This is a genomic window from Streptomyces rimosus subsp. rimosus (assembly GCF_000720725.1).
In the GTDB taxonomy this organism is placed as follows: Bacteria; Actinomycetota; Actinomycetes; order Streptomycetales; family Streptomycetaceae; genus Streptomyces; species Streptomyces rimosus_A.
Genome location: NZ_JOCQ01000020.1, coordinates 1 through 15,474, shown reverse-complemented (window position 1 = coordinate 15,474; position 15,474 = coordinate 1). Strand labels below are relative to the sequence as shown.

Annotated in this window: 15 protein-coding genes; 10 read left to right on the top strand and 5 right to left on the bottom strand. The window is 74.0% G+C overall.

Translation table 11 applies throughout. From position 1 onward, the window contains the following. Nucleotides 1-148: 148 nt before the first annotated feature. Entirely contained in the window at nucleotides 149-1,258 is a 1,110-nt protein-coding gene (locus tag IH45_RS1000000145220) for a peptidoglycan-binding domain-containing protein (RefSeq protein WP_050514793.1), read from the top strand. A 222-nt stretch (nucleotides 1,259-1,480) separates the two neighbouring features. Continuing rightward, nucleotides 1,481-2,143, top strand: a complete 663-nt coding sequence (locus tag IH45_RS0112965; RefSeq protein ID WP_030666328.1) for an HAD-IA family hydrolase — start codon at nucleotides 1,481-1,483, stop codon at nucleotides 2,141-2,143. 81 nt (nucleotides 2,144-2,224) lie between these two features. On the opposite strand, the gene IH45_RS0112960 is transcribed toward IH45_RS0112965, so the two are convergent. Together IH45_RS0112960 and IH45_RS0112955 are read right to left on the bottom strand one after the other, a co-directional pair. Continuing rightward, on the bottom strand, nucleotides 2,225-2,806 hold the full coding sequence (locus tag IH45_RS0112960; protein ID WP_030666325.1) for a TMEM165/GDT1 family protein: 582 nt from the start codon (nucleotides 2,804-2,806) through the stop codon (nucleotides 2,225-2,227). A 240-nt stretch (nucleotides 2,807-3,046) separates the two neighbouring features. Then, nucleotides 3,047-3,805 carry an ABC transporter permease gene (locus tag IH45_RS0112955; protein ID WP_030666324.1) on the bottom strand — a complete coding sequence of 253 codons (759 nt, stop codon included), beginning with the start codon at nucleotides 3,803-3,805 and terminating at the stop codon, nucleotides 3,047-3,049. Between the two features lie 228 nt (nucleotides 3,806-4,033). Between IH45_RS0112955 and IH45_RS0112950 the strand changes: the two genes are divergently transcribed. The 3 genes from IH45_RS0112950 to IH45_RS0112940 all read left to right on the top strand — a co-directional run bounded on the left by IH45_RS0112950 (nucleotide 4,034) and on the right by IH45_RS0112940 (nucleotide 7,217). Beyond that, nucleotides 4,034-4,678, top strand: coding sequence for an HNH endonuclease family protein (locus tag IH45_RS0112950; protein WP_030666322.1), 645 nt, complete (start codon nucleotides 4,034-4,036; stop codon nucleotides 4,676-4,678). 217 nt (nucleotides 4,679-4,895) lie between these two features. After that, nucleotides 4,896-6,566, top strand: a complete 1,671-nt coding sequence (locus tag IH45_RS0112945) for an alkaline phosphatase D family protein (RefSeq protein WP_030666321.1) — start codon at nucleotides 4,896-4,898, stop codon at nucleotides 6,564-6,566. 177 nt (nucleotides 6,567-6,743) lie between these two features. Continuing rightward, on the top strand, nucleotides 6,744-7,217 hold the full coding sequence (locus tag IH45_RS0112940; protein ID WP_030666318.1) for a DoxX family protein: 474 nt from the start codon (nucleotides 6,744-6,746) through the stop codon (nucleotides 7,215-7,217). A 114-nt stretch (nucleotides 7,218-7,331) separates the two neighbouring features. On the opposite strand, the gene IH45_RS0112935 is transcribed toward IH45_RS0112940, so the two are convergent. Next, nucleotides 7,332-7,997, bottom strand: a complete 666-nt coding sequence (locus IH45_RS0112935; RefSeq protein ID WP_050514792.1) for a superoxide dismutase family protein — start codon at nucleotides 7,995-7,997, stop codon at nucleotides 7,332-7,334. A 478-nt stretch (nucleotides 7,998-8,475) separates the two neighbouring features. Here IH45_RS0112935 and IH45_RS0112930 point away from each other — a divergent pair, with 478 nt between their 5' ends. Together IH45_RS0112930 and IH45_RS0112925 are read left to right on the top strand one after the other, a co-directional pair. Next, nucleotides 8,476-9,195 carry a DedA family protein gene (locus IH45_RS0112930; RefSeq protein WP_050514791.1) on the top strand — a complete coding sequence of 240 codons (720 nt, stop codon included), beginning with the start codon at nucleotides 8,476-8,478 and terminating at the stop codon, nucleotides 9,193-9,195. Nucleotides 9,196-9,407: 212 nt separating this feature from the next. Next, the gene (locus tag IH45_RS0112925) at nucleotides 9,408-9,950 is read left to right on the top strand and encodes a GNAT family N-acetyltransferase (protein WP_030666311.1); all 543 of its coding nucleotides are present in this window, start codon (nucleotides 9,408-9,410) and stop codon (nucleotides 9,948-9,950) included. A 125-nt stretch (nucleotides 9,951-10,075) separates the two neighbouring features. Here the strand turns inward: IH45_RS0112925 and IH45_RS0112920 are convergent, their stop codons facing one another. Beyond that, the gene (locus IH45_RS0112920) at nucleotides 10,076-11,035 is read right to left on the bottom strand and encodes a universal stress protein (protein ID WP_030666308.1); all 960 of its coding nucleotides are present in this window, start codon (nucleotides 11,033-11,035) and stop codon (nucleotides 10,076-10,078) included. Between the two features lie 147 nt (nucleotides 11,036-11,182). Between IH45_RS0112920 and IH45_RS0112915 the strand changes: the two genes are divergently transcribed. Then, nucleotides 11,183-12,409, top strand: a complete 1,227-nt coding sequence (locus tag IH45_RS0112915) for a methyltransferase (protein WP_030666304.1) — start codon at nucleotides 11,183-11,185, stop codon at nucleotides 12,407-12,409. Nucleotides 12,410-12,415: 6 nt separating this feature from the next. Beyond that, nucleotides 12,416-13,123 carry a nucleoside/nucleotide kinase family protein gene (locus IH45_RS0112910; protein ID WP_030666302.1) on the top strand — a complete coding sequence of 236 codons (708 nt, stop codon included), beginning with the start codon at nucleotides 12,416-12,418 and terminating at the stop codon, nucleotides 13,121-13,123. Here the strand turns inward: IH45_RS0112910 and IH45_RS0112905 are convergent. Next, nucleotides 13,105-14,754 (bottom strand): glycosyltransferase family 39 protein, encoded by a 1,650-nt coding sequence (locus IH45_RS0112905; protein WP_078897499.1) that lies wholly within the window; start codon nucleotides 14,752-14,754, stop codon nucleotides 13,105-13,107. The two genes, IH45_RS0112910 and IH45_RS0112905, sit on opposite strands and share 19 nt — an antisense overlap. A 221-nt stretch (nucleotides 14,755-14,975) precedes the next feature. Here IH45_RS0112905 and IH45_RS0112900 point away from each other — a divergent pair. Further along, nucleotides 14,976-15,474 (top strand): MarR family winged helix-turn-helix transcriptional regulator (locus IH45_RS0112900; protein ID WP_030666295.1); only part of this gene is annotated, 499 nt, incomplete at its 3' end.

Sequence of the window (15,474 nt, the reverse complement as noted above, 5' to 3'; positions counted from 1 at the left end):
GGGCCTCTTCTCCATCCTGATCGTTTTGGTCGGATACGGCCTGCTGAGAGCCGTGGGGCCCGTTGGCTCCCGACTGCTCCCTGTGCAGGAAGGGGCCGAACTTGGATAATCACTGACCGATCGAGGGCTTCAGGAGGGGGAATCGCTCGTGACGGCTGAGACCTGCCCGCACTGCTCGGCACCCGCACGCGCCGACGGCCGGACGCGGTGCCTGTGCGAGGCGGCCGGTGCCGAGGACTTCGATCCGCTGCGGGTACGCCCGTACGTGCGACTGCCGGAGGGGGCGGACGCCGCGGACGCGACGCCGGGCGGCACGGCGGAGGCGATGCGGCCCGATCCGCGCCCCGCGCCGCGGTTCGGCTCCCGTGCGGTGCCGCCGGCCGGGTCGCGGACGGGGGCGCGTGCCGGGTCCCGCGCGGGGCCGCGCTCCGGGGCGCGGGCGAATGCGTACGCCGGTTCGCATGCCGGTGCGTACGGCGGGCCGCAAGCCGGATCGCGCACCGGATCGCCAGATGGCCCGCACGCCGGCGCCCGTACCGGTTCCGGGACGGAGGACGGAGCCGGGGCCGGAGCCGAAGCCGGGGCCGGAGAGGGGACCGGGGCGGAGGACGGAAGCGGCGCGCACGACGTCGCCCGTCGGCGCAGGAGGCAGGCGGGCCTGGCCGCCATGGCGGTCTCCGCCGCGGCCCTGGCGGCGGGCGCCGTCATGCTCAGCGGCTCGCTGCTGTCCGACACGGACCAGGATCGCGCCCTGCCCGACGATCACCGGCACCTGCCCACCGTTGCCCGGACTTCGGACGGCGGCAGCGCCCACGCCCCCGGAGGAGGAGGCGCACCGGGCCACCGCAGCGCGCCCCCCTCCGCCGCGCCCCCGCACGTCCCGAACCGGGCGACCCAGGCGCAGCCCCCGCCAGGCCCCTCCGGTACGCCGTCCCCGTCGCGGGCCCCGTCGTCGGCCCCGGGCACGGCCACGGCGTCCGGCAGCATCAGCAGCGCCCCGGAGAGCCGTACGCCGAGCAGGCCGCCGGACGGCCCGATCGTGCTGCGGGAGGGGGCCAGCGGGCCGGAGGTGCTGGAGCTGCAACGGCGGCTGGAGCAGATGGCCGTATACCCGGGCCCCGAGGACGGCCGCTACGACCGTGCCGTACGGGAAGCCGTCATCGCCTTCCAGCGCACCTACGGGCTGTGGGAGGACCCGGCCGGCGTCTACGGCGTACAGACCCGCAGGTCACTGGAGGCCCGTACGGTCGAGCCGTGAGCCGGGGGCAGGTTTCGGCGAGCTGCCCCGACCGGCCGGCGGGCCGCACGGACCGGGCTGTGGAGCCGCGCGGACGGCCTCGCGGGGACCGTGTGGACCGGGGGGCGGTTGGCCTCGCACGGGTGCTCTTTGTATCGTGTAGGAACAAAGTGGTTCCGCCCGCACTCCCTGACCGGCGGGCGGAGCCGCTTGACTCTTTCCCCAGCGCTCAGGAGCCCGCCGATGCCGGCCACCACCCCGCTCACAGCCCGCGCCCTGCTGCTGGACATGGACAGCACGATCGTGAACTCCGAGGCCGTCGTCGAGCGCTGCTGGCGCCGCTGGGCCGCCGAGCAGGGGCTGGACGCGGACGAGGTCCTCAAGGTGGTGCACGGCCGGCAGGGCTGGGCCACGATGGCCGCGCTGCTCCCCGACCGCCCGATGGAGCTCAACCACGAGGACAACCGGCGGATGCTGGCGCAGGAGACCGCGGACGTGGACGGCGTCGTGCCGGTCCCCGGCGCGCCCGCCTTCATGGCGGCCATCGCCCGCCTCCCGCACGCCCTGGTGACCTCCGCCGACCGTGCCCTGTCCGACGCCCGGATGGGCGCGGCCGGGCTGCCGATGCCGGGCGTACGGATCACCGCGGAGTCCGTGAGCGCCAGCAAGCCGGACCCCGAGGGCTTCCTCAAGGGCGCCGCCGAGCTGGGGTTCGCGCCCGCCGACTGTGTGGTCTTCGAGGACTCCGAGGCGGGCATCGCGGCCGGGCGCGCCGCGGGCATGCGCGTGGTGGGCGTCGGCGAGCGGGCCGCGGCGTTCGGCCCGGACGTCCAGGTACGCGACCTGCGCCAGGTCCGGGTCGAGGCGCTCGCGGACGGGTCGATCGCGCTGCACATCGAGGCCTGAGCGGCGGGACGGCCCACCGGCGGCCGCGTTCGGCCGGCCGGGCGGAGCGGGGCGCCGGCCGGCGCCGCCCGCCGCCCGCGCTCACCCCGTGATCGCCTCGTACAGGCTGAACCCCGCCATCAGCACCATCACGGCCGCCGCCACCTTCGTGATCAGCTCCAGCGGTACGTACTTCATCAGGGTGCGCCCGCCGAGGATGCCCAGCCCGGCCACGGCCCACAGGGCCAGCACGGCGCCGACGCCGACCGAGACCGGGTCGTCGTAGCGGGCGGCCAGGTTCGCGGTCATGATCTGGGTCAGATCGCCGAACTCGGCGACCAGGATCATCATGAAGCCCGCCCCGGAGACCTTCCAGAAGCTCTGGTCGGCGGGCTTCTTGACCTCCTCCTCGTCCTCGCCCTTGCGGAAGATCAGGACGGCCGCGCCCGCGAGGAAGAGCACGCCGACGACCGCCTGGACGAGACGGTGCGGGAGCAGGGACAGCACGCTGCCCGCGGCGATGGCGAGCGCGACGTGCACGGCGAAGGCCGCGGCGACGCCGGCGAAGACGTACGAAGCGCGGTAGCGGGTGCCGAGCACCAGACCCGCCAGTGCGGTCTTGTCCGGCAGCTCGGCCAGGAAGACGACGCCGAAGACGACGGCGGCGACGGTGAAACTGAACACGGGGTGTCTTACCTCGTTCGGTCGGGCCGCACCGAGGGGCCCGGAAAAGGGGTCGCTTCGGCACGGCAGCGTCCCATGCGAGGACGGGTGTCCACGCACACACTGCGGCCGAAGGTCTCGCTGGCGTGGCAGGGACACCGGTCACCTGCCGCGCTCCGGGCGCCGGCCCACCTCGGGCGGCCGGTCACCTGTGCGGTGACGGCCGACGGGCGGGCAGTATGTCGACGGTCCGGCGAAGAGCTACTCCCCTTCTGCTGTGGCCAAGGGTACGCGGTGCAGGCGCCCGCGGGCCACCAGCTCCAGCACCACCGCCACGGCCGCCGCCTGTACGGCCAGCAGCGCCACCAGGACGAACAGCTGCACCGCGCCCGCCTGAACGGGTGAGGCGCCGCCCAGCAGCATCCCCACGAAGGCTCCGGGGAGTGTGACGAGCCCCACCGTGCGGGTCTGGTCCAGGCCCGGCAGCAGCGCGTCGGACGCGGCCGGGCGGGCGACCTCCAGCCGGGCCTCCCGGTCGAGCAGCCCCAGCGCCAGCCCCGCCTCCACCTCCCCGCGCCGCGTCCGGAGCTCGTCCAGCGCCCGCCGCCCGCCGAGGACGGTGGCGGTGAGCGCGCCGCCGATGAGGATGCCCGCGACGGGGATGAGGGTGATGCCGCGCGGCGGGACCAGGCCGCTGAGCACCAGGGCGCCGACGACCGGCACGACACCGGCGGCGAGCGGCAGGGCCGCCCACCACCAGGTGCGGTTCCGGGTGAGGCGGCGGCCGGCGGTCCGTACGGCGACGGCGAACATCAGCACGAGGAAACAGAGCAGCCAGGGCACGGACCGTACGACCCAGCCGATCAGGTAGGAGACGGCGGCGAGCTGGAGGGCGGCGCGCAGACCGGCGAGCGCGATGGCCCGCGCGTGATCGAGGCGCGCGAGCGCGGCGACGGCCACCGCGGCGGCCAGCAGGACGGCGAGAACGACCCCGAGAGTGGCGTTGACCGGCAGCAGCACGCGATCACTGTAGGGCCGGCGACCGGCGGTCGGGGCCGTTGTGGGGGGCGCGTGCGCCCGCGCGGGCCACATCCCGGCCCGCCGGGGGCGAATGACGTCATGTCAACCCCTTGAAGTGACGTGAGCATGTCGTCACTCTGTTACCTGAGGACCGCCTCCCGGTAACCCCATGGCACCACCATGAGGCCGTCCCGCACGCCGACTTCCCCCCACAGTCAGGGAGTTCAGATGCCCAAGGTCTACGCGCGTCGTGTCACCGTCGCCGCCGGGTCCGCCGCCGCCCTCGTCTGCACGCTGGTGCTCGGCACCCAGCCCGCCCAGGCGGCGCCGCCCACCCCGCCGGACGCCGCGACGGCGCGTACGTACCTCGCCCAGCTCAAGGAGCAGGCCGAGGGGCCGCAGGACGGCTACAGCCGCGACAAGTTCCCGCACTGGTCCGACCAGGGCAAGAACTGCAACACCCGCGAGGTCGTGCTCAAGCGGGACGGCGAGAACGTGCAGACCGACAGCAAGTGCGCGGCCACCGGCGGCGTCTGGAAGTCGGCCTACGACGACGGCGTGTGGACCAAGGCGTCGGACGTGGACATCGACCATGTCGTACCGCTGTCGGAAGCGTGGAGGTCCGGGGCGCGGCAGTGGACCACCGCGCGCCGCCAGCAGCTGGCCAACGACCTCACCCACTCGCAGCTGATCGCCGTCACCGACAACGTGAACCAGGCCAAGGGCGACAAGGACCCGGCCAAGTGGCTGCCGCCGAAGACCTCATACCACTGCACATACGCGCGGATGTGGGTGTCGGTGAAGCATGTGTACGGGCTGACGGCCGACAAGGCGGAGAAGGCGGCGCTCAAGAAGATCCTGGATCGCTGCTGAGTGCTGCCGTTGCCGTTGCCGTTGCCGGACAGGATGGCGGCCCGGCAGCCGTTTGATCACTCCTGACCGTCCCGCGATCGGGCGACGCAACCGTACGACCGGATGGCTCCGTCTTTCTCCGATGAGGAGGCCGGAGCCGCCCCGTCGCCCTGCGGCCGGCTCCTATCCTCTGAGCACATACGTACGGGCACCGGCCCCGTACGGGGGAGGATCGCCGATGGCCGTGCTGCGCCTGGGGCCGCTGCTGCGGTACGTGGACGAGATCAGCGCGACGGTGTGGGTGGAGACCGACCGGCCCTGCGAGGTGCACGTGCGGTGCGAGAGCGGCGCGGGCGGCGCCGAACGCACCTGGCAGGTGGCGGGGCACCATTACGCGCTGGTGCCCGTCTCCGGGCTGACGCCGGACAGTGAGACCCCGTACCGGGTCCTGCTGGACGGCGAACAGGTCTGGCCGCTTCCCGGCGGCCGCTTTCCGGAGAGCATGATCCGCACGCCCGCCGCACCCGGCGGCAACCCGGACGACCAGCGCCTGCGGGTGGCGTTCGGCTCCTGCCGCTGGGCGGCGCCGCCCACCGACGCGCACGACCCGGTCGGCCCGGACGCCCTGGACACCCTCGCCGCGGCGCTCGCTGCCGCCCCCGGACACCAACGCCCGGACCTGATCGTCCTGTTGGGCGACCAGGTGTACGCCGACCAGACCTCGGACGCGACCGCCCGGCTGCTCGCCACCCGCCGCGACACCTCCGAGCCGCCCTGGCGGCAGGTCGCGGACTACGAGGAGTACACCCACCTCTACGCCGAGTCCTGGCTCGACCCCGAGGTGCGCTGGCTGCTCTCCACCGTCCCCAGTTGCATGATCTTCGACGACCACGACGTCATAGACGACTGGAACACCTCCGCCGCCTGGCTGACCCGGATGCGCGCGACTTCGTGGTGGCGTGAGCGGGTGCTGGGCGGCCTGATGTCGTACTGGGTGTACCAGCATTTGGGCAATCTTTCCCCCGCCGAGCTGGAGAAGGACGAGCTGTACGGGCGGGTGCGCACGCTGCCGGACGGCACGGATCTGGTGCGCGAGTTCGCCGCCGCTGCCGACGCCGACCCGGCCTGCGCGCGCTGGAGCTACCGCCGCGACTTCGGCCGCGTACGGCTGGTCATGGTCGACACCCGCGCGACCCGTGTCCTGGACGAGGGCAACCGGGCGATGCTCGACCCGGCCGAGGCCGACTGGCTGCGCGAGGCGGTGCTGGCCGACCACGGCGCGTACGACCACCTGCTGATCGGCAGTTCGCTGCCGTGGCTGCTGCCGAACCTGATCCACGACGCGGAGGGGTGGAACGCGGCCCTGTGCGCCGGGGCGCGCGGCGCGCGCTGGGCGCGCTGGAGCGAGTCGCTGCGGCAGCGCGCCGACCTGGAGCACTGGGCGGCGTTCCCGAGGTCCTTCGCCGCGCTCACCGACCTGCTGGTGGAAGCCGGTTCGGGGGACGCGGCACCGGCGACGGTGTGCGTGCTGTCCGGCGACGTGCACCACGCGTACGTCGCCGAGCCGCACTGGTACGACGGCACCCGCCCTGCCGGCAGGGTGCTCCAGCTGACCTGCTCGCCCGTGCACAACAGCATCCCCGCCTCCATGCGGGCCGGTTTCCGCTTCGGGTGGAGCCGGCTCGGCCGCCACCTGGGGCACGCGCTGGCCCGGCACGGCCGGCTGGCCCGGCCCTCGATCGGCTGGCGCCGTACGGGCGGCCCGTGGTTCGGCAACCAGCTGATGACGCTGTCGCTGCACGGGCGCGCGGCGCGGCTGCGGCTGGACCAGGCGGTGAGCGAGCAGGGCGGCGGTACGCGGCTGGCGCACGCCTGGGAGGAGCAGTTGGCGGGTGACCGGGACGGCTGAGGCGGGCGGCGGAGGCCGGCGTTCCGGCGTGACTGCGGCCGCATGGGCGGCACTTCGGGCCATGACCACTTTCGGCCAACGGCCGGATATGGCCAGATGTTGAACTTGCAAGTACCTATTAGGTCTCCCTAACCTGTCCCCTTGTCGGTTCCCGTCCCCGAAACCGCAGGAGTTCCCATGTCCGCTCAGTCTCCGGTGACCGAGTTCACCGAACGATTCAGGCCGCACGCCCTGTCCTTGTTCCGCATCGTCGTGGGCCTGCTCTTCGCCTGCCATGGCGCGTCCTCGCTGTTCGGCGTCCTCGGTGGCGCGATGGGCAAGGGGCTCACCGTGCCCGCGGGCAGCTGGCCCGGCTGGTACGCGGCCGTCATCCAGCTCGTCGGCGGCGTCCTGGTGATGGTCGGCCTCGGCACCCGCAGCGCCGCCTTCATCAGCTCCGGCTCGATGGCGTACGCGTACTTCTCGGCACACGCCGGCACGGCCCTGTGGCCGCTCCAGAACGGCGGTGAGCTGTCCGCGCTGTTCTGCTGGGCGTTCCTGCTGCTCGTCTTCACCGGCCCCGGCGTCTGGTCGCTGGACCGCCTGTTCTTCGGCGCCCGGCGCCCGGCGGAAGCCGGCGTGGGCACCCCGCGTGAGCCGAGCGCGGTCTGAGGGCAGCGCCGCGGCCGCCGGGCCGCGACGGCGAGAGCGGCGGCCTCCGGAGTACTTCCGGGGGCCGCCGCTCGTCCGTACGGGCGGCATGTCACCTGGCCGTCGCGGGGCCGGTCAGAAGATCTTCGACAGGACGCCCGCGACGGCCTTGCCGGCCTCCTTCGAGTTGTTGAACGGCACGGTGTAGCAGGCCACCACCCGGCCGGCGGTCCCCGCCACCCCGGGCCCGGTCGCGGTGCGCCGCTCGTGGATCGCCACCGACCGCGCCTCGCCGGTCCGGAAGCGCCAGGCGTGCCGGGACTCGGCGGAGCCCTCGCCGCGCGCGTTGGTCGTGAAGTCCAGCCAGGCCTCGTTCCTCGGGTTGGCGTAGGCCGGGTCGACGGACGGCGTACGCGGGTCCTTGCGGTGCTGGTAGTGCCCGCCCGCGTCCGTCGGGCGGGCACCGCAGGCGCCGGTGTGGACGTGCGCCCCGTAGGTACGGTTCGCCGGCAGGTCGGCCACCCGCAGGGCGACCCGGGTGTTCTTGCTGTCGGTGCGCTCGCTGACCGTGACGTGGGAGCCCACGGGCACCAGCTTGGGGTCGTAGGTGAGCGCGCTGCTCAGCATCGCGCCGTTCGGCCGCTGGAACTGCGCGGCGATCGTCACGGAGTACTGCGGGTCGACGATGTTCTTCTGGACCTTGTCGCCGTCCGCCGCCACGGCCGCCGGGGCGAGCAGCACCGCGCCCGCCGTGGCGAGGACCGCCGAGCAGACGCCCGCCGCCCTGGCCGTCGTCCTCACCCGTGCCGCGCCGCTCCCGGCCCGTGCCCCTTCCGCGGCCGGTCCCGTCGCGCCCCCCGACGCCGTCGATGACTCCCTCAACGTCTGCATCCATGTCTCCATTCGTGTGCCGTTTCGTGTGCCGTTCCGCTTCGGAGCACCCTGCTCACGCGATCACAGAGCGCACATTTCGGCATATAACGTTCCCGGAGTCGCGATCTTTTGCGCCACGGCCGCAGCAGACGGGTGACGGCGGTGTCCGGGGTGGTCCAGGACCGGTTGCCGGACCGGTTCCCGGCCGGTTCCGGGTCGGTTCCGGGTCGGCGGTTCCAGGTTCGGTACCGGGTCGGTTCCGGTCGGTTACGAGGCGGTGTGAACCCAACAACACCGTGCGCCCCGGAACGTCACCGTGCGCACGCCAGGCGTACGCTGTATGGCGGTACAGCCGCCCCAGCCGCCGATGCGACGTCGCGGCAGGGGTCCGGACGGGAGAAGGACGTTGTTGGAAAACCTGGGGTCGTTGAGCGACACCCCTTGGGTCTACGCGATCGTCGGTCTCTCCGTACTCCTCGACGTCTTCGTGCCGATCCTGCCCAGCGGCGTCCTGGTGATCACCGCGGCCACCACGGCGGCGGGCACCGGCACCGCGGCCGGCACCGTCTCCGGTGCGGTACGCGGCGACGTGCACATCGCCGAGATGCTGGCCCTGGTGCTGTGCGCCGCGACCGCCTCGGTCCTCGGCGACCTGGTCGCCTACCGGCTCGCCTGGCGCGGCGGCGACCGCTTCGACCGCGCCATCGCCCGCTCCCGCCGCCTGACCGCGGCCCAGGAGCGCCTCGGCGCGGCCCTGACCCGGGGCGGCGGCGGCATCGTCGTCCTGGCCCGCTTCGCGCCCGCCGGACGCTCGGTGGTCAGCCTGGGCGCGGGCGTCGCACACCGTACGGCCCGGGAATTCCTGCCGTGGTCCGCGCTGGCCGGACTGGCCTGGGCCGTGTACGGGGTGAGCCTGGGCTATGTGGGCGGCCAGTGGCTGGGCGCGTCGTGGATCAGCGCCGCCGTCTCGGTGTTCGCGCTGTTCGCGGCGGGGTCGGCGGCGGTCTTCCTGATGCGGCGGCCGGAGCGGCGGGCGGCGGCGTTCGCGGCGACGGGTGCGGTTTCGGGCGCGGTGACGGGCGCGGTGACAGGTGCGGTTCCAGGCCCCGTGACGGGGGCCGAGTGATCGCGGCGGTGCCAGGGCGCGCGGCGCAGGGGCGCGGCGCGACGTACACCGGCCACTAACCGGCCGACCGGATTCCGCCCAGAGCATTCGGGGGCGGGGTGAAGTGGACTGGTCGGGGCGGGCCCGGAGAAATGCGCTGGTCGGCATGGGGGCGGCCCGCTGCGCGGGGACATCCGGGGCGCGTTGTCAGACCCCGGTGCAACCATGGCGGCATGAACATCTGGCAGTGCCGTCCCGAGACTCCCGAGGACCTCCCGGCCGTCCGCCGGGTCAGCCTCGCCGCCTTCGAGACCTCCGGTGAGGCCGACCTCGTCGACGCGTTGCGGCGTGACCCGGCGGCCTGGCTGCCGGATCTCTCGTACGTGGCCGAGCCCGCCGCCGGGCCCACGGATTCCGGCCCCGAGCCCGAGCCCACGCCCGTCGCCGCGTACGCCCTGCTCACCCGCTGTCACATAGCCGGCGAACCGGCCGTCGCGCTGGCGCCCTGCGCCGTACTGCCCGAGTACCAGAAGCAGGGCGCGGGCAGCGCCGTCATCCGGGCGGTGCTGGACGCGGCCCGTGCCGCCGGGGAGCGGACGGCCATCGTGCTGGGGCATCCGTCGTACTACCCCAGGTTCGGCTTCGAGCCCGCCTCCCGCTTCGGCATCCTGCCGCCCCAGGAGTGGCCGGACGAGGCGTTCCTGGCGCTGTCCCTGGACGGCGGCACGCCCCCGCGCGGCACGGTGCGCTACGCGGAGGCGTTCGGGATCGGCTGAGGGGCTTTCCGGTGCCGCGAGTAAGCCCCGGCGGGCTGCGCGTCGGCCCCGGCCTGCCCGTATCCGGCCGCCTGCCGACCTTTGGCTGTCTGCCGGTCTTCGGCTGCCTGCTTACCGCCCTCGCCCTACCGGCCTTCGGCCGTCTCCTCGGACTGTCCGCCCCGCTCCGGCTCCCCGCCCCGCTCCGGCTCCTCCGGTACGACCGCGATCGGGCAGACCGCGTGCAGCAGTACGGCGTGGGCGACCGAGCCGAGCCGGCGGCCGATCGGCAGGCGCCTGCGGTGCCGGGCGACCACGACGAGGTCGCTGGCCTTGGACGCCTCGACGAGCTGTCCGGCAGCGTCCGCGTTGCGCAGCTCCACCGTCACCTCGACCTCGGGGTGCCGTTCGCGGTGCGGCGCGAGCGTCCGTGTCAGCTGCTCGGCCAGCGCGTTCTCGTACTCCTGCTGGGTGCCGTCATAGGCCGCGACGTATTCGAACGACGGCGGGGTCATCATCGGCCAGGAGAAGCCGGAGACCACCTTGAGGCGCGCGTTGCGGCGGCTCGCCTCGGCGAAGGCGAAACCGATCGCGCCGGGCTCGTCGGAGGTGCCGTCCACACCCAGCGTGACCTGCGGCGGCGTGGGGCGGACCAGCTCACCGTCCGGGCCCCGTTCCGCGTCACCGCGGTCCGGACGAGGGACGACCACGACGGGCCCTTCCGAATGCGCCGCGCATGCCATGCCGTTCGAGCCGAGCAGCAGGCTGGCGAAGCCGCCGCGCCCGCGCGAGCCGAGCACGAGCAGCTGCGCCTCGGCGCCGAGGGCGGGCAGCAGCGTGTCGGTGAGTCCGCTGAGGCTGCGGAATTCGACGCCCGGCAGACCGGCCGTGTCGGCCCGCCCGTCCAGCGTCTTGCGCAGTTCGTCCAGGACCGGGTCGCCGATGCCGGATTCGGCCGCCGCGCGGCCCTCCGTGGTGACATACGGCCACACGTGTACGACCTGGAGCGGTGCGGAGCGCAGCCGGGCCGCCTCGATCGCCCAGCGCAGTGCCCGTTCGCTGTCGGGGGATCCGTCCACCGCGACGATGACCGGCAGGGTGTCCATGTACGCCTCCATACGACCAACAGCGTGTGCTATGCCCAACTATTTCCATACTCCTACCCCGCGCGGCCCCGACGACAGGGGACGAAGGTCCCTGCCGGGCACGGAGTAGAGTCGAACGTCACTTCTCAGCCCCTTACCTGGGACGCAATGAACACACTTCAGGGCCCGCAGGCCGTCACGTGGACCGAGGCCGGCGCGGCCCGCTCCGCGCGCTGGCGTTCCGAGAGCGGCGCGCCACCGCCCCGCCGGGTAGCCGTGGCGGACGACCGTACGAAGGCCGACGACGCCTACAAGCTGGCCTGCGAGGGCACCGCCCTGCTGTGGCGCGGCGACTTCCACAACGCCCGCCAGCTGCTGACCGCGCTGGCCCGCCGCATCGACCGCCGGCCCCGCAAACGGCCGCCGGCCGACCCCGCCCAGGCGTTCCACCTGCACCGGGCCGCGCAGAACCAACGCGCCCGCATCCTGGGCATGCTGCTGGTGTCCCTGGAACCCGGGTACGACCTCGCACTGCGCCGCGCGCCGGACGTACGGGAGGCATGCCTCCAGGCGTACGGACCGGAGGAGCACGCCGCGGCCGAGGAGGACGCCAGGGCCGAGGAGGAGGCCGAGGCCGCCCCCGCCCTCCCCCAGCTCGTCTCGTTGCGCGAACTGCTCGGCGTGATCGGCGCGTACGAATGGCGCAGAAACGGCGTCGCGGTCCCGGCGCTCGGCGGCGACCGCGTCCACCCGTATTACGGCGTCTTCTCGCCGGTCCGCGGCGAGTACGTGGACCTGGTGGCCGAGGCCCCGCTGCCCTCCGTCCCGGGCCCGGCGTTCGACATCGGTACCGGTACCGGCGTCCTGGCGTCGGTGCTGGCCCGGCGCGGTGTGCCCCGCGTCGTGGCCACCGACCAGGACCCGCGGGCGCTGGCCTGCGCGCGGGAGAACGTGACCCGGCTCGGCGTGGCCGACCGCGTGGAGGTCGTGGCGGCCGACCTGTTCCCGGACGGACGCGCGTCGCTGATCGTCTGCAACCCGCCGTGGGTCCCCGCCAAGCCCACCTCCCCCGTCGAGTACGCGGTCTACGACCCGGGCGGCCGGATGCTCCGCGGCTTCCTGAACGGCCTGGCCGCGCACCTGGTCCCGGGCGGCGAGGGCTGGCTGATCATGTCCGACCTCGCGGAACACCTCGGGCTGCGCTCCCGTACCGAGCTGACCGACGCGTTCGGGGCGGCGGGCCTGACCGTGCTGGACCGGCTGGACATCCGGCCCCGGCACGGCCGCTCCCGCGACGACACCGACCCCCTGCACGCGGCCCGCTCGGCCGAGGTCACCTCGCTGTGGCGGCTGGGCGCGGCGCGACCGGCCGACGACGACCGCAACGACCCGTAGGCGACCATGGAACCGCAGCAACTCACCGCACGTGCCCGGCGGCTCGCCGCCGCCTCCGGCCCGGGCCGCCGTCGGCTGCTCGGCATCACGGGGCCGCCCGGCGCGGGCAAGTCCACCCTGGCCGCCCATCTGGTGTCCGAACTGGCCGGGTCGGCGGCGCTCGTCCCCATGGACGGCTTCCACCTTGCCGAGGCGGAGTTGCGCCGCCTGGGGCGTACGGACCGCAAGGGCGCCCCGGACACCTTCGACGCGGCCGGGTACGCGGCCCTGCTCGCCCGCCTGCGCTCCCCCGCGCCGGACACCGTCGTCTACGCCCCGGCCTTCGACCGCCGCATCGAGGAGCCGGTGGCCGGCAGCATCCCCGTTCCGTACGACGTGCCGCTCGTCGTGACCGAGGGCAACTACCTGCTGCTCGACGACCCCGCCTGGGCACGGGCCAGGGAGTGCCTCGACGAGGTCTGGTACGTGGAGCTGGACGACGCGGAACGGGTCCGGCGCCTGGTCGACCGGCACGAGCGCTTCGGCAGATCCCGCGCGCGGGCCGAACGATTCGTACACGCCTCGGACGAGGCCAACGCCCGTCTGGTGGCGGCGGTACGGGAGCGGGCGGACCTGGTCGTCACGTTCCCGCCGGACGCGGCACCGGTGCCGTACGACGGGGGTGAGCCCCAGGAGGCAGCCCGTGCGGCAGCAGATCACCGCACCTTCTCGTAGACCTCCACCCGGCGGCCGACGCGGTCCGTCCGTTCGGTGAGCTTGAAGTGGCGGGCGAGGACGCGAAGCTTCTCGGCCTCCCGTACGGGGGCGGGCGACGCGGCCCGGCGCGTGTCGGTGACGACCACGACGCGACGCTCGGCCAGCATCGCCGTGCGTATGTGCTCGGGGCTGCCCTCGACGCCCTTGAGGGTGCCGGAGGACACCGGGTCCCCGGTCAGCGCGAGATCGTCCAGGCCGGTGAAGGCCGACGGCGTCACCAGCGCCGTGTCGCGCCGTGCCGCCGGTATGAACAGCACGCCGTCACCGGACCGCGCGCTCGCCGCCACCCGGTGCGCCGCCCGCAGCACGTCGTCCGCCCGGCTCGTCGGCTCGCGCAGACCGGTCTCCACCGGCAGCAGCGCCACGAAGCCCAGCGCCGTGACGCCCGTGAGCAGCACCCACGTACGGACCGGGAGGGCCTGGACGGCAGCGGCGACGCCGACGCCGAGGAGCAGGGCGAAGCCGATGTTCGTGTAGAGGACGTAGCGGTCGAGGTAGAGCGGCTCCACGAGGACCGAGGCCAGCAGCAGGCCGCACTGCGGCACGGCGAGCAGCGGCAGTCCGACGGAGGCCGGTGACATGGCCGCGCGCCCGCGCCCGGGGTACGGAATCCGGGCGCACACCAGCGCCACGAGCAGCAGCACGGCGATCCCCAGCAGCGTGGAGACGGCGACCGGTTTGATCCACGACACCTGTCCCGCCTGGGCCCGGCTGGCGAGGATCAGCGGCAGCGCACCCGCCACCACCACGGCGGCGGCCACCGACCACGGTGCCGCCAGCGGGCGCGCGCCGCGGCGGTGGGCGACGAGGACCGTGACGGCGTGCGCGGGCAGGACGAGGAGCGAGAACCAGTTCAGCAGGGCCGTGATCAGCATGACGGCGGCGTAGGCCGCCCAGCGCGGCCAGCCGCGTCGAGCGGGGGATGGCGTATGGCCCGGTGCGCCCACGGGGCATGACGTAGGCCCCGGCGCGCCCACGAGGAGCTGGGTGGCCACCGCTGTCCCGGCCGTGACCAGCGCGTATGCCCGTCCCTCCTGGGCGTAGTGCTGGATGTTCGGGATCAGCGCGAGTACCAGCCCGGCGGCGAGCCCGGCCCAGGGACCGGCGAGGCGGCGGCCGGCCGCGGCGGTGGCGGCAGCGGCCAGGGCGACGGCCAGGACGGACGGCATGCGCAGCACGGCCGGGCCGGTACCGAAGACCTCGAACACGCCGTGCATCAGCAGGTAGTAGAGGCCGTGCACGACGTCCACCGCGCCGAGCATGTTCCAGATCTCGGCCACGGAGCGCTGCCCGACCTGCCAGGTCACCGCCTCGTCCCGCCACAGGCTGTCGCCCCGCCGGATGCCCCACAGACCGAGCGCCAGCGCCAGCAGCGCGGGGAGCGCAGGGACGGCGAGGCGCGCGAGCCTGGAACCGAACGGCGCGGGTCCGAGCAGTGCGGGTCCGAGCGGTGCGGAGCCGGACGGTGCGGTGCTCGGGCGCGTGGCGCGCTGGGTGGTGCGTTGCGTGGTGCGCTGGGTGGTGCGCTGGGTGGTGCGCTGGGCGGGAAGAGCTGCGACCGGTGGGGCGGGGGCGGCTTCTGCGGGCATGCGGGGGACACTACACTGCGCGTATACATAGCGTGCATACGCGGGGTGTATACACCCCGCGGACACTGACCGGCTGATCGGCGGCGAGCCCGCCGGAGGCATTCGGCGCCGGGCGGGAACTTCGGCGCGCCCTTATCCGTACATTCCACGCGCGGGAGAAGTGCGAGCGCGCCACGCGCGGCGCGCTTCCGTAACGACACCGCCGATGTCATCATGACACCATGAGTGTCACTCAAGGTGGCGTGGACTCCACCGAGCGCCTCGCGTACGAAGTGATCCGCCGACTGTGGCCCCTGCACCGGACGGTCGTACGCGCCGTGGAACGCGAGCTCGCCGGTACGGGCCTGACGGCCGGTCAGCACGCGCTGCTCGACGCCCTCCGCGTACACGGCCCGCGGACCGTACCGGAACTGGCCCGCGGGCTGGAGCTGGACCGGCAGCCGGTGCAGCGCTGGGTGAACCACGCGGTCGAACTGGGCCTGGCGGAGACCGTCCCCAACCCCGCGCACCGGCGTTCCCCGCTGGTCCGGCTCACGCCCGAGGGCACCGACGTCATGGTTTCCCTCCAGGAGTCGGAGGCGGCCGGGCTGAGCCATGTGCTGGCCGGGGTGCCGGCCGCCGACGTGGCGACCGCCCTGCGCGTACTCGACCGTCTCGGCGAGGAGTTCCGGGCGCTGGCCCGCGACGATCCGGCGCCCCCGGACAGCCCCACCCCCGCCC